The 13194-nt window shown below is 70.0% G+C and carries 13 protein-coding genes and 1 pseudogene; 9 read left to right on the forward strand and 5 right to left on the reverse strand.

Annotation, left to right across the window (positions count from 1 at the left end; translation table 11 throughout):
• Positions 1–35: 35 nt before the first annotated feature.
• Together ACJMNC_RS12120 and ACJMNC_RS12125 are read right to left on the reverse strand one after the other, a co-directional pair.
• The gene (locus ACJMNC_RS12120) at positions 36–809 is read right to left on the reverse strand and encodes an SDR family oxidoreductase (RefSeq protein ID WP_408948216.1); all 774 of its coding nucleotides are present in this window, start codon (positions 807–809) and stop codon (positions 36–38) included.
• A 2-nt stretch (positions 810–811) separates the two neighbouring features.
• On the reverse strand, positions 812–2056 hold the full coding sequence (locus ACJMNC_RS12125) for a cytochrome P450 (RefSeq protein WP_408948217.1): 1245 nt from the start codon (positions 2054–2056) through the stop codon (positions 812–814).
• 198 nt (positions 2057–2254) lie between these two features.
• Between ACJMNC_RS12125 and ACJMNC_RS12130 the strand changes: the two genes are divergently transcribed.
• From ACJMNC_RS12130 to ACJMNC_RS12170, 9 genes are all read left to right on the forward strand, one after another.
• Positions 2255–3721 (forward strand): aldehyde dehydrogenase, encoded by a 1467-nt coding sequence (locus ACJMNC_RS12130; protein WP_408948218.1) that lies wholly within the window; start codon positions 2255–2257, stop codon positions 3719–3721.
• A gap of 198 nt (positions 3722–3919) precedes the next feature.
• Positions 3920–4651 (forward strand): SDR family oxidoreductase, encoded by a 732-nt coding sequence (locus ACJMNC_RS12135; RefSeq protein WP_408948219.1) that lies wholly within the window; start codon positions 3920–3922, stop codon positions 4649–4651.
• On the forward strand, positions 4648–5526 hold the full coding sequence (locus ACJMNC_RS12140) for an NAD(P)-dependent oxidoreductase (protein WP_408948220.1): 879 nt from the start codon (positions 4648–4650) through the stop codon (positions 5524–5526). The genes ACJMNC_RS12135 and ACJMNC_RS12140 overlap by 4 nt, the downstream gene beginning before the upstream one ends.
• Positions 5523–5930 carry a carboxymuconolactone decarboxylase family protein gene (locus ACJMNC_RS12145; protein ID WP_408948221.1) on the forward strand — a complete coding sequence of 136 codons (408 nt, stop codon included), beginning with the start codon at positions 5523–5525 and terminating at the stop codon, positions 5928–5930. Before ACJMNC_RS12140 ends, ACJMNC_RS12145 begins: the two co-directional genes overlap by 4 nt.
• 9 nt (positions 5931–5939) lie before the next feature.
• Entirely contained in the window at positions 5940–7280 is a 1341-nt protein-coding gene (locus tag ACJMNC_RS12150) for an alpha/beta hydrolase domain-containing protein (protein WP_408948222.1), read from the forward strand.
• Between the two features lie 158 nt (positions 7281–7438).
• On the forward strand, positions 7439–8638 hold the full coding sequence (locus tag ACJMNC_RS12155) for an aromatic ring-hydroxylating oxygenase subunit alpha (RefSeq protein WP_408948223.1): 1200 nt from the start codon (positions 7439–7441) through the stop codon (positions 8636–8638).
• On the forward strand, positions 8635–9528 hold the full coding sequence (locus tag ACJMNC_RS12160) for a hypothetical protein (RefSeq protein ID WP_408948224.1): 894 nt from the start codon (positions 8635–8637) through the stop codon (positions 9526–9528). Before ACJMNC_RS12155 ends, ACJMNC_RS12160 begins: the two co-directional genes overlap by 4 nt.
• A complete protein-coding gene (locus ACJMNC_RS12165) occupies positions 9525–11039 on the forward strand; it encodes a class I adenylate-forming enzyme family protein (RefSeq protein WP_408948225.1) in 1515 nt (504 codons plus the stop codon). Before ACJMNC_RS12160 ends, ACJMNC_RS12165 begins: the two co-directional genes overlap by 4 nt.
• A gap of 40 nt (positions 11040–11079) precedes the next feature.
• On the forward strand, positions 11080–11700 hold the full coding sequence (locus ACJMNC_RS12170; RefSeq protein ID WP_408948226.1) for a TetR family transcriptional regulator: 621 nt from the start codon (positions 11080–11082) through the stop codon (positions 11698–11700).
• A 32-nt stretch (positions 11701–11732) separates the two neighbouring features.
• Here ACJMNC_RS12170 and ACJMNC_RS12175 read toward each other — a convergent pair whose 3' ends face one another.
• The 3 genes and pseudogenes from ACJMNC_RS12175 to ACJMNC_RS12185 form a co-directional block, all read right to left on the reverse strand.
• Entirely contained in the window at positions 11733–12116 is a 384-nt protein-coding gene (locus ACJMNC_RS12175) for a hypothetical protein (RefSeq protein ID WP_408948227.1), read from the reverse strand.
• A 65-nt stretch (positions 12117–12181) separates the two neighbouring features.
• Positions 12182–12961: an ABC transporter ATP-binding protein gene (locus ACJMNC_RS12180; RefSeq protein ID WP_408948228.1), complete on the reverse strand. Its 780-nt coding sequence runs from the start codon at positions 12959–12961 to the stop codon at positions 12182–12184.
• Positions 12958–13194: pseudogene (locus ACJMNC_RS12185) on the reverse strand (hypothetical protein); the annotation flags it as partial. The gene ACJMNC_RS12180 and the pseudogene ACJMNC_RS12185, both read right to left, overlap by 4 nt.

The raw sequence follows: 13194 nt of genomic DNA on the forward strand, positions 1-13194 counted from the left end.
GGGCGCGGCTACAGCCGGCCGGCAGTTTCAGCGGTTCAGGTGCCGAGCGCTCCTTCGGCCTCCACGTCGACGGCCTTCATGTGTGCGCCGCGGGGCACGGTGACCATGGAGTGAACCGCCTGGGCGAGGTGGTCGGGCGTCATGAAGTTGCCGTGCCGGGCCAGCCCGTATTTGATCCAGTCGTTGAGCATGGCCTCGGTGGTCGCCTGGTCCATGTTCATGCCCATCCCGGTGAGCGTCTGACCCGGCCGGACGATGCCCGCCCGCACGCCGGTGCCCTCAAGTTCGAGCTGGATCACGTCCACCAGGCCGTCCAGACCGCTCTTGGCGGCGACGTAGGCGGCCTGCCAGGGACGCGGATGTGCGGCCACATCGGAGCCGATGAAGACCACGTCGCCGCGGCGCCGCTCGATCATCTGCCCGATGATCGCCCGGTAGACCCGGAACGCACCGGTGAGGTGGATGTTCACCTGCGAGGCGAACTCCTCGGCGGTGATCTCGTACGACCGGCCGATGGCCAGGTCCCCGGCCCCGATGACGACGATCTCGAGTGCGCCCAGGGCCTGCTGCGCCTCGGCCACGGCCGCGGTGACCGAGTCGGCGTCGGTCACGTCCAGCCGGACGGCGACGGCCTCCCCGCCGGCCTCGGTGATCTCGGCGGCCAGATCGGCGAGCTTGTCCACCCGGCGGGCGGCCAGCGCCACCGGGTAGCCGCGGGCGGCCATCCACCGGGCGGTGGCCTCGCCGATGCCCGACGAGGCGCCGGCGACGAGTACCGGACGGCGGTCGGGGTGCGCGATGAAGGCCATGGTCAGCGCACCGTCACCGTCATCGGCAGGTGCGCGAAGCCGCGCACGCTGACCGAGTGCACACGCTCGACGCCGGACTCGTCGATCTCGTAGCCGGCCACGGTCTGCGCGATGTGCTCGAGACCGAGGTTGGCCTCCAGCCGGGCCAGGTGCGCACCCAGGCAGAAGTGCGTTCCCACACCGAAACTCATGATGCTGCGGGCCGAATCGCGACCCAGGATGAACTGGTCGGCGTCGGGGCCGAAAACCTCCTCGTCGCGGTTGGCCGAGCCGGCCAGCAGCAGGACCCGATGGCCCTCCGGGATGGTGTGACCGCCGAAGTCGACGTCCTGCACCACCCGGCGCAGCAGCATCTGGGAGGAGGTGTCGTAGCGGAGGGTCTCCTCCACCCACTGCACGGCCATCTCCAGCGACGGATCGGCCAGCACCTTGGCACGCTCGGCCGGGTTCTTCGATCCCCAGTAGACCGCGTTGGCCAGCAGCTTGGTGGTGGTCTCGTTGCCGGCCACCACCATCAGCATCATGAAGCCGATGATCTCGTCGTCGGTGAGGGCGGTGAGTTCGCCTTCGTCGTCACGCATCTCGGCGCCGATGAGCGCGGAGACCAGGTCGTCGCCGAGGTTCTTGCGGCGGTCGGCCAGTAGTGCGCTGTAGAAGCCGTGCAGCTCCAGGTAGGCGTAGATGGCCGCCTCCGGGACGTCGGTGACGCCCTCTTCACGATGGATCAGCAGGTCGGACTGTTTGCGCAGGTGCGCGCGATCGGACTGGCCCACACCGAGCAGTTCGGAGACCACGTCCATCGGCAGCAGGCCGGCGAAGTCGTCGACGAAGTCGAACTCGCCCATCTCCAGGCAGCGCGCCCAGTGTGCGGCGGTCAGTTCGGAGATGCGCGGCCCCAGTTCGCTGACCCGGCGCGGGGTGAAGCCCTTGGAGACGAGCTTGCGCAGCCGCATGTGGCGCGGATCGTCCATCGCCAGAAAGCTCATCGACTTCTCGGCGTGCGGGGTGTACGAGGTGGGGTCGAGCGAGACGCCCCAGCTGTTGGAGAGCCGCACGTTGTCGCGGAAGCCGCGGGCCACGTCCTCGTGCCGGGACAGCGCCCAGAAGTCCTGTGCGGAGTTGTAGTAGACCGGCGCTTCGCTGCGGAGCCGCGCGTACAGCGGATACGGGTTCTCGTGGAAGTCGTAGTCGTAGGGATCGAAGGGAATCTGCTCCTGCATTCCCGCGATCGTGACGGCGTCGGTCATGGATCCTCCAGATGGGCGACGGTGGGCCGATGGGCATGGAGTTGTGTGTTCGTCAGAGACTTCGCGGAGGCGGGCTGCCGGCCTTCCGTCGAGAGTTCTTCCGGGCTTTCCGCGGCGGGGTGCCGCTGGACATGTGACTGACGCTACACTAGGTTTGAACCAGAGTCCAGACACCTGTCCAGATGGAGTTCCAGTTACATGTCTATTCGACCCGAATCAGCCACCGACCTGCTGATCGACGGCAAACTCATCCCCGCCTCCGGCGGTACCTTCGACGTGGTCAACCCGGCCACCGAAGAGGTCATCGGGCAGGCGGCCGACGCCACCGCCGCCGACATGGACGCGGCGATCGACGCCGCCCGCCGGGCCTTCGACACCACCGGCTGGTCACGCGATCACAGCCTCCGTGCCCGGTGTCTGCGGCAGCTCCGCGACGCCCTGCTCGCCCACGCCGACGAGTTCCGCGAACTGACCACCGCCGAGGTGGGCGCACCGGCCTTCCTCACCGGCGGCCCGCAGTTCGCCGGCCCGGCCGAAGACCTCGGCTACTTCGCCGACCTCGCCGAGAACTACGCCTGGACCCGCGACCTCGGCCGGGCCCAGCCGATGGGCATCGACAACCAGCGCGAACTGCGCTACGAGGCGGTCGGCGTGGTCGGGGCGATCACCCCGTGGAACTTCCCGCACCAGATCAACTTCGCCAAGATCGGTCCGGCGCTGGCCGCCGGCTGCACCGTGGTCCTCAAACCCGCCCCCGACACCCCGTGGGCGGCCGCACTGGTCGGCAAGGTCATCGCCGAGGAGACCGACTTCCCGCCCGGCGTGATCAACATCGTCACCTCCAGCGATCACGGCGTCGGCGCCGTCCTGTCCACCGATCCGCGGGTGGACCTCGTCTCGTTCACCGGCTCCACGGCCACCGGCAAGAAGGTGATGGCCGCAGCGTCGGAGAGCCTGAAGAAGGTCTTCCTCGAACTCGGCGGCAAATCGGCGTTCATCGTGCTCGACGACGCCGACCTGAACAGCGCCTGCTCGATGGCCGCCTTCGCCGTCGTCACCCACGCCGGCCAGGGCTGCGCCATCACCACCCGGCTGCTGGTGCCGCGTGAGCGCCTCGACGAGGCCATCGCCGCCACCCGCGACGCGCTCGCGGGCCTGCCCCCCGGCGACCCGGCCGACCCCGGCACCATCTGCGGCCCGCTGATCTCCGCGGCCCAGCGCGAGCGGGTGGAGGGTTACATCCGGCTCGCCCGCGAAGAAGGCGGCACGATCGAGATCGGCGGCGGCCGGCCCGCCGGCAGAGACAGGGGTTTCTACGTCGAACCCACCCTGATCTCCGGACTGGACAACTCGGCGCGCGTGGCGCAGGAGGAGATCTTCGGTCCGGTGCTGGTGATCATTCCGCACGACGGCGACGAGGACGCCGTGCGCATCGCCAACGACTCGCCGTACGGGCTGTCGGGGATGGTCTACGGCACCGACGAGGAGCGCATCAACGCGGTCGTCGACGGGGTCCGCACCGGCACGATGGGCGTCAACGGGGGCATCTGGTACTCGGCCGACGTGCCCTTCGGGGGACACAAGGCGTCGGGGATCGGCCGGGAGATGGGGGTGGCGGGTTTCGAGGAGTACCTCGAGTCCAAGGCTGTGGCGCGGCCGGTGTGATCGGGGGCGGGGTCTCGATACACCCGGCTCGGCTAGCGCCTCGCCGGGCACTCGACCACCAACGGAAAAGCACTGACCGACGAGACGAAGCGGGAGCACGAAACCACCGACCGAAAACTCCGCACCTCGCCGGGCGCTCGACCACCGACAGAACGACATTCAGACACTGAGTCAGAACCGATGAAAGGCTTCAACCGCATGTCCCGTTTCGAGAACAAGACCATCATCGTCACCGGCGCGGCCGGCGGCATCGGCGAGGCGTACGCCCGCGGACTGGCGGCCGAGGGCGCCACCGTGGTGGTCGCCGACGTCAACGACGAAGCCGGCCAGAAGGTCGCCGACGACATCGGCGGCCTGTACGTGCACTGCGACGTCTCCGACCCGGAGTCCGCCCAGCAGCTCGCCGACACCGCCGCGCAGACCTACGGGGTGATCCACGGCCTGGTGAACAACGCCGCCATCTACGGCGGCATGAAACTCGACTTCCTGATCACCGTCCCGTGGGACTACTACAAGAAGTTCATGGCGGTGAACCTCGACGGCGCCCTGAACGTGACCCGCGCGGTGTACCCGAAGATGACCGAGGGCGGCGCCATCGTCAACCAGTCGTCGACCGCGGCCTGGCTCTACAGCGGCTTCTATGGACTGGCCAAGGCCGGTGTGAACAACCTGACCTTCCAGCTGGCCACCGAACTCGGCGGCAACGACATCCGGGTCAACGCCATCGCCCCCGGCCCCACCGACACCGAGGCCACTCGCACCACCACCCCCAAGGAGATGGTCGAGGACATGGTGAAGCAGTTGCCGCTCAAGCGTTTCGGCAAGGCCGAAGACCACGTCGGCATGCTCATGTTCCTGCTCTCCGACGAGGCCGGCTGGATCACCGGCCAGATCTTCAACGTCGACGGCGGACAGGTCTACCGGGCATGAGCGGCGAGAACACCGCCGCCCGGCTCGGCTATGTGGGCCTGGGCAACATCGGCGCGCCGATGGCCGGGCGCCTCGCAGGCTGGGGCGGCGGCCTGACCGTGTCCGACCTGTCCGACGAGGCCGTCGACAAGCTCACCGAGAAGGGCGCGCAGGCGGCCGACTCACCGGCCGAACTGGCGACGATGGCCGACATCATCGGGATCTGCGTGGTCAACGACGGCCAGGTGCGGTCGGTGGTCGGCGAGCTGCTGACCACCGCCGCCCCCGGCACAGTGATCACCGTGCACTCCACGATCAGCCCGGAGACCGCCGTGACGCTCGCCGCGCAATGCGCGGAGAAGGGCGTGCAGTTGCTGGACGCCCCGATCTCCGGTGGTGCGCCCGGCGCCGAGCTTGGCCGCCTGGCCATCATGTTCGGCGGTCCGCGCGCCGCCTACGACCGGGTCGAGGCGCCGTTCTCCCTGGCCGGCGACATGCTGGTGCACGCAGGTGAGGAGGTGGGTGCGGGCACCAAGATGAAGCTGGCCCGCAATCTGCTGCACTTCATCTCGTTCAACGCCGCCGCCGAGGCGCAACGCCTCGCCGAGGCCGCCGGCCTGGACATCACCACCCTCGGCCGGGTGGTGCGGCACACCGATGCGATCACCGGCGGCGCCGGCGCGATCATGCTCCGCGAGACCACCGCCGAGATCGAACCGGACGACTTCTGGTACGAGGTCTTCTCCCATGTGGTCGACTTGGGCGAGAAGGATCTGTCACTGGCCCTGCAGCTCGGTGCCGAACTCGGCGTGGACCTGCCGCTCGGCGAGATCGCCCGCCGGGACCTGGCCGCCGGCTTCGGCATCCCCACCACGAAAGGATCGACCCCCTCATGAGTTCAGGCACCGCCGTAGGCGGCGAAGGCACCCCGCAGCGCAAGCGGGGCGTGGACAAGATGTCGGAGGTGTACGGCTGGGAGATGTCCGACGGCCCGGGCCTGCACTTCGCGCACACCGCCGATCAGCTCTTCGCCGAGGTCTGGACCCGGGAGGGTCTGAGCATGCGGGATCGCCGCCTGCTGCTGCTCGGCGCGCTGGCCGGCAGCGGGCAGACCGATGTGGCCGAGATCCAGGCCGGCGCGGCGCTGACCAACGGCGAGCTCACCGCCGAGCAGCTCGAGGAGATCGCCCTGTTCCTCTGCTATTACGTGGGCTGGCCGGTGGGCACCAAGCTGAACATGATCTTCGGCCAGGCGGCCAAGAACCACCGGAAGGCTCAGCGCGCCACCGAGCAGGAGTAGACACGCATCATGGTGATGTTCAAGGAACTGAGCGGCGGTACCGGACACGCACTGCTGGCGGCCAGCCCGCTGCCGGAGCTGGCGGCGCACGGCTACGCCGAGGACGAATACGCGGTCGGCGGCATCGTCGGCGGCACCACTGAGGCGGGATCGGCACCGCCGGCCGAATACGTCACCCGGATGCTGGTGCGCCGGCCCCGGCGCGACGAGGACTTCAACGGCACCGTGATCGTCGAATGGCTCAATGTGAGCAGCGGGAACGACGCCGCCCCCGAGTACAGCTATGTGGCCGCCGAGGTGGTGCGCGGCGGCTATGCGTGGGTGGGGCTGTCGGCGCAGTACACCGGCGTCGAGGGCGGGGACGGCTCGGTGGGCGTGGACACCGGGCCACGCGGACTGGCCGCGAAGAACCCGGAACGCTATGGCGCCCTGCACCATCCCGGCGATGCGTACTGCTACGACCTGTTCGGTCAGCTCGGCCGGGTGCTGCGCCGTCCGGACGGCCAGACCGAATCGTCGCTGCACCCGCTGGGCGGGCTCACCGTGCGCCGGCTGCTGGCGGTGGGCGAATCGCAGTCCGCGATGGCGCTGACCACGTATGTGAACCGCTTTGCCGACGAGCACGGAGCCTACGACGGATATCTGATCCACAGCCGGGCACTGGCCGGGCTGCCGCTCGGCGAGGTGGGCCGCCCGATCGACATCTCCGGCGCCTACCGCGGCGAGCCGGAGAAGATCCGGTCGGTGCAGGCGCCGGTGTTCGTGGTGCAGACCGAGACCGATGTGCTCACCGACTTCCGGTACTACCTGGCGCGTCAGCCCGACACCGATCGGCTGCGGGTGTGGGAGGTGGCCGGCACCTCCCACGCCGACCTGGTCCAGATCGGGCCGTTCGAGGAGATGCTCGGCTGCCCGGATCCGGTGAACCGCGGACAGCAGCAGTTCGTGCTGCGCGCTGCGCTGGCCCACCTGGACCGGTGGGCGGCCGGCGAGTCCGCTCCCCCGTCGGCGGCTCCGCTGGAGATCACCGGCGAGTCCGGTCCGCAGCGGCCGTCACTGGTGACCGATGCCGTGGGCAATGCCCGCGGCGGGGTGCGCACACCGTGTGTGGAGGTGCCCACCGAGGTGCTCAGCGGCGTGGTGCCCGAGCCGGTCTCCCGGATCTGCCTGCTCTTCGGCTCCACCACGGCACTGCCCGGCGAACAGCTCGCCGACCTCTACCGCTCGCGTGCGGACTATCTCGATCGGTATGCCGGTGCGGTGGAGCAGGGCATCGCCGACGGCTTTCTGCTGGCGAGTGACCGGGAGGCCCTGCTGGCCGATGCCCGTCCCGAGCACCTGCCCTACTAGGCATCACCGCAGCTCACTGCCTGATCGTGGCCCGGATTCCGACATCGTCGGGGTCCGGGCCGCGGCCGCATCTCGGCGATTTCCGACATTTAGACTAATGGCGTTAGTATACTGGCTGTGACGCACACCACAGCCCTCACCCGAGGAGGCCCGACCCCATGACTCTCGCCGTCGACATCCAAGACCTGCGCACCCGCGCCCTGCGCGACCTGCTCGCCCATCTGGACGGCTCGGTCACCGACCAGTGGCCGGAGATCGCCGATTCGTCCGCCCCCGACTTCGCCGATCCGGTCCGCGCCGAACTCGAACGCGACCGCGTCTTCGGCGAGGTGCCGTTCATCGTCGCCCACTCCTCGGAGGTGACCGGCCGCGGCCAGTTCATCACCGCCGACCTGCCGCGCAACAACGTCGTGGTGATCCGGCAGAGCGACGGCGGCGTGAAGACCTTCGTCAACGCGTGCCGGCACCGCGGCGCCCAGCTGGTGACCGAGGACTCCGGTAAGTGCCGCCTCTTCTCCTGCCCGTATCACCGCTGGTCGTACGGCACCGACGGCGCGCTGCGCAGCGTGACACTCGACAACACCTTCGGCGACTTCGACCGCTCGCAGTACGGGCTGGTGGAACTGCCCACCGAGGAGCGGCACGGCTTCGTCTGGGTGATCGACAACCCCGACCGGCAGATCGACGTCGCCGCCTGGCTGGGCCCGGAGATGGACGCGATCATGGCCTCCTACGGGATCGGCGATCTGGTGAGCGTGGATCCGCACACCTACCGGCGGCCGGCGAACTGGAAGATCATGCAGGACGGCTTCCTGGACAACTACCACGTCAAGTACGCGCACCCGAACACCGCCGGGAAGATGCTGCACACCAATGCCGTGGCGCTGCAGGACTACGGCCGCTCGTTCTGGTTCCTCACCGCCCGCAAGACCGTCGACCAGTTCATCGGCCAGGAGGTGTCCTGGAGCCCGGAGATGGAGGGCCACACCATCGAAAGCTGTTTCCTCGCACCGAACTCCATGCTGCTCAAGCACGCCACCCACTTCGAGCTGCTCACCTTCCGGCCGGTGGGCGCCGACCCCAACCAGTCGATCATGCAGATGCGCATCATGGCGCCGTCGGTTCAGGACAGCGGGCTGACCCCCGAACACTGGGCCAAACGCTGGGAGAAGAACTGGGGGCTGCTCATCGCCATCCTGCACGACGAGGACTTCCCGATCCTGGACGGCTCCCAGGTGGCGATGAACAGCCTCGACACCGGACCGATGCTGCTGGGCCGCAACGAGATCGGCAGCCATCTGTTCCGCCGGATGGTCGACGAGCTGCTCGCGACCGCGCCGGCCGCCGCAGCGCCGTGAACACCGCCCCCACCGAGGAACTGGTGGTGGTGGACAGCTACCCCGGGCCGCCCCGCCAGGATGCCGCCGACCTCGCCGCCGACGCCGACCGGGCCGACGCGGAGATGAGCTTCGCCGCCGACGAGCACCGGATCCTGCCGGCGCCGATCATCAGGACCGCCGAACTGCGGACCCGGCTGCACCGCTGGTCGGCACCGCACGGCGACCAGCCACTGCTCGCCGGAGTGGCCACCGCCCGGCTGGTGGGGCCGGACGTCGTGCTCACCCTGCAGATCGCGCCGCTGTTCCGGTCCACCGGAGTGGGGACCGCGGCCGTAGAAGCGCTGCGCCGCAGCGACGTGCTCACCGTCCCGTCCGGGGCACGCCTGCTGATCTGCTGCCACGGTTCCCATCCGGCGGCGATGCGGATGGCGCGCCGCTTCGGCGCCGAGCAGCTCGGCGAACGCCACCACCTGCTGCTGCCCTCGGCGTCGGCCTACCTGCACTCCCGGCTCGCCGCCGACGGCGACAGCACCCCCGGGCGGCCGCAGCGGCGGCCGGTCCCCTCCTCGCCGTGGCCCGCCCTCGGCGAGGAGGTGCCCGGCAGTGTGGAGCTGCGCACCGCGGGCGGCTCCCCGTCGACCGTCCGGATCGCGGTGCACGGCAGCACCGGAATCCTGCGCGACGCCGCCGGACCAGACCGGGCCGGCGCCGTCCGGCTGGGGGTGGACACCCTGCTGACCCGCGGCGCCCGCATGGTGCAGACCGTCGCCGACACCGCCGACCTGGAACTGATCGACATCCTCCGGTCCGCCGCCTTCGGCCACGACCGCAGCGATGTGCTCCTGTCCTGCCCACCCCTGACACCCGACCCTCAACCACCGACCACCAGCCTGAAGGAAAACGCATGAACGCCAGCATTCTTCGTCCGATCGCGGCCTGGTCCGCACGCCAGCCCGAGGAGCCGGCCGTGGCCGATCCGGCCGTGGCACTGACCTGGTCGGAATTCGACTCGGCCAGCGACCGGGCCGCCCTCGAACTCGCCGAGGCCGGCGTGAGCCGCGGCGACCGGGTCGCGATTCTCGGCCGGACCGGCACCGCATGGGCGGTCACCGCCATGGGGGTGATCAAACTCGGTGCGATCGTCTGCCCACTGAACGAGCGCAGCGGCCCCGCCGACCTGGCGGCCGCGGTCTCGGTCACCGAGCCGGTGCTGACCGTCGTCTCGGCGGCCCTGCGCGCGAGTGCCGAGGCGCTGCCGGGCGCCACCCTGGCGCTCGAGGAGATCGGGCGCCCCGAGCCGGCCGACCGGCCGCTGCCCGCGGTGCGCACCGACGGCGCCGACCCGGTGGCGATCCTGGCCACCTCCGGCTCCACCGGCGCCCCCAAAGCCGTGGTCTTCACGCACGACTCACTGCTCAGCAGCTTCTTCGAATGGTGCCTGGCCGAGCCCTCCTTCCTGCACATGCGCTCACTGAGCGTGAGCTCGATGGCCTTCGGCGCGGGCCTGCTCAACGGCTTCCTCGGCCCGCTGGTGCTCGGCGGCAGTGTGGCCTACCTGCCCGAGTGGGATCCGGCGATCGCCCTGCGGATGATCCGCGACGAGAAGGTGAATCATCTGGGCGCGACCACCATCTTCTACGAGCAGATGGCGGCCCACCCCGACTTCCCGGACGCCGACCTGTCGTCGTTGACCCTGGCCTTCACCGGCGGCAATCCGGTCACCGACGAGCTGATCCGGTTGTGGGGCGACAAGGGCATCGGGCTGCGGCAGGTGTACGGGCTCACCGAATCCCAGTCGCAGGTCTGCGTCCCGTCGATCGAGCTGTCGATGAGCGCGCCCGACAGTGTGGGAACCGGCGGTGTGCTCAACGAGATCCTGATCGTGAACGCCGACGGCGAGGTGTGCGCTCCCGGCGAACCCGGCGAGATCACCGTGGCCGGTCCGGGCGTCGCCGCCGGCTACTGGCGCAACGACGAACTGACCGCCGCCACCTTCGGCGACGGCCGGCTGCGGACCGGCGACATCGGCGTGCGCGACGACGCCGGGGCGATCCGGGTGGTGGGCCGCACCAAGGACATCATCATCTCCGGCGGCATCAACATCTATGCCGCCGAACTCGAGCGCGCCATCGCGGAGCTGCCGGATGTGCTCGAGGTGGCGGTGATCGGCGTGTCCGACAACGAATTCGGGGAGACCCCGGCGGCGCTCGTCCGCACCGCCGAGTCGTCGGCGCTGACCGCCGCCGAGGTGGTCCAGCACTGCCGCGAAAGCCTCTCCTCGTACAAGGCGCCCCGGTACGTGGAGTTCCTGGCCCAGCCGCTGCCGCGGACGGCCGGCATGAAGATCCGCAAGGGCGCGCTGCGCGACGAGTACGCGGACCTGCCGGTCCGCGGGGAACGGCTCTCGGCGGCCGGGTAGCGTCTGGTCGGGAGACCGACACGACCGGGAGGACGCCAGGGTGGGACGCAGACCGCTGATCCAGCGTGAGTCCGCGGCACTCGCCGCCGTCGAGATCATCGATGCCGACGGTCCCGACGCACTGAGCCTCGAACGCCTCGCCACCCGGCTCGGCGTCCGGGCGCCGTCGCTGTACAACCATTTCAGCGACAAGGACGAGATCCTCACCGAGGCCGCCCGGCAGATCGTGCTCTCGACTCCCGATCACGGGCCGGTGGTCGGCGACGACTGGGCCGGCTGGCTGATCGACGGCGCCCTGGCGTTCCGCTCGGCGCTGCTGGCGCACGCCCGGGCGGTGCCGCTGGTGGTCGAGCACTTCCCGCGGCAGCTGCTGGAGAAGCTCTACGTCCAGCACTGCCGGGTGCTCGGCCGGCACGGGGTGCCGGTGGACTGGCAGATGGTGATCCTCGAATCGGTGCACCGGATGACCATCGGCTCGGCCATGTGCACGGCCACCGGCCGGCCCGCGATGGCCCCGCTGACCGACCCGACCGAGTTCGACGCCGACCTGGTGACCTCCATGCAGGCCGCGCACTGGTCCGACGAACAGCTCTTCGCCGACATGATGCGCCTGTTTCTGGCCGGTGCTCAGCGCGAGTTCGGCGCATCCGGCCCGGCCTGAACCGCAACCTCCCGGCCCGGCACGCGAAGGACCTACTCCACGGCGTGCGGCGGCACGGACAGGAACTGGTCGGTGGCGGCCCGGACCTGACCGGAGAAGACGTGGCCCACATGGCCGCCCGCATACCAGTCGATCCGGCCGCCCCAGTGCTCGTGCAGCTTCTGTGCGGCCGTCACCCAGGTGACCCGGTCGTTGAGTGCGGCGATCACCGCACGCCGATTCTCGGGTGCATAGGGCATCACGGCCAGCGGGTCCACCACCGAGGTGCCGCCGATGGTGATGTCGAGCGGATCCTGCTGCCCGACCCAGGAGACCAGCGCCCGCAGATCGGCCACCGCGCGGGCGGTCACCGCCACGTTCTGCAGCGGATCGAAACTCGGATAGTCCAGGTTGGGGTGGGTTCGCGGTCCTTGCATCCGTGTGCGCCGATCACCGAATGGCGATCTGGGATACGTTCACACCAGAGGGATTAGAACACGTTTTAGTTTCTTGCCAAGTCGGACCCGTCCGCCACCGACCCGCCGAGGTAGGCCCGCTCCAGGCGCGCCGGATCCGCGGCCAGCTCACTCGCCCCGGATTCGAGCGCGATGTCGCCGTGCACCAGCACCACCGCCCGGTCGGCCACCTCCAGAGCCAGCCGCACATGCTGCTCCACCAGCACGATCGCGGTGCCGTCCGCGTCGGCCACCCGGCGCAGCACCGGCAGGATCGATTCCACGATCACCGGCGCGAGCCCCATGCGCAGTTCGTCGATCAGCAGCACCTTGGGCCGCTGCAGCAGAGCCCGCCCGATGGCGAGCATCTGCTGCTCGCCGCCGGAGAGCTGGCCGGCCGGCACCCGCGCCCGCCGGCCCAGCGAGGGGAACCAGTCGACGATCTCGGCCACCCGGGCCGCCGCCTCCGACCGGCGCCGGCGGCCGCCGAACAGCGGCCGTCCCGCATCGGCGCGCACCGCCAGCTTCAGGTTCTGCTCGGTGGAGAGCTTGCGGAAGAGCGCCCGGTCGTCGGGCACGAGGACCAGCCCCGAGCGCACCGCCGACCGCGGATCGGCCGAGGCCACCGCCGTCCCGTCGACGCTCAGCTCACCGCCGAGGCGCGGCAGCAGCCCCGCCATCGTCTCGAGCAGCGTGGTCTTCCCGGCGCCGTTGGGACCGAGCAGAGCGACGATCTCGCCCGCCGCCACGTCCAGGTCGATGCCGCGCACCACCGGGTTGCCCTTCATGTGACCGGCATCGAGGGACCGGGCCGACAGCATGCTCATGCGATGACCTCCGGAGCGTCGGAATCGTTGCGGACGGGACGTGCCCCGGCGGGGCCGTCGGGTGCCGGATGGTCCGGTTCTTCTGGGGCAGGATCCTCCGGGGCCGAATCCTCTGGGGCCGCTTCCTCTGCGGCGGGGCCCTCGGTCCCCAGATAGGCGGCCATCACCCGCGGATCGGTGCGGATCTCCTCCGGTGTACCGGTGGCGATCACGCTGCCCAGGTCGAGCACCAC

The organism is Gordonia sp. VNK21 (assembly GCF_046098115.1).
Taxonomy (GTDB): Bacteria; Actinomycetota; Actinomycetes; order Mycobacteriales; family Mycobacteriaceae; genus Gordonia.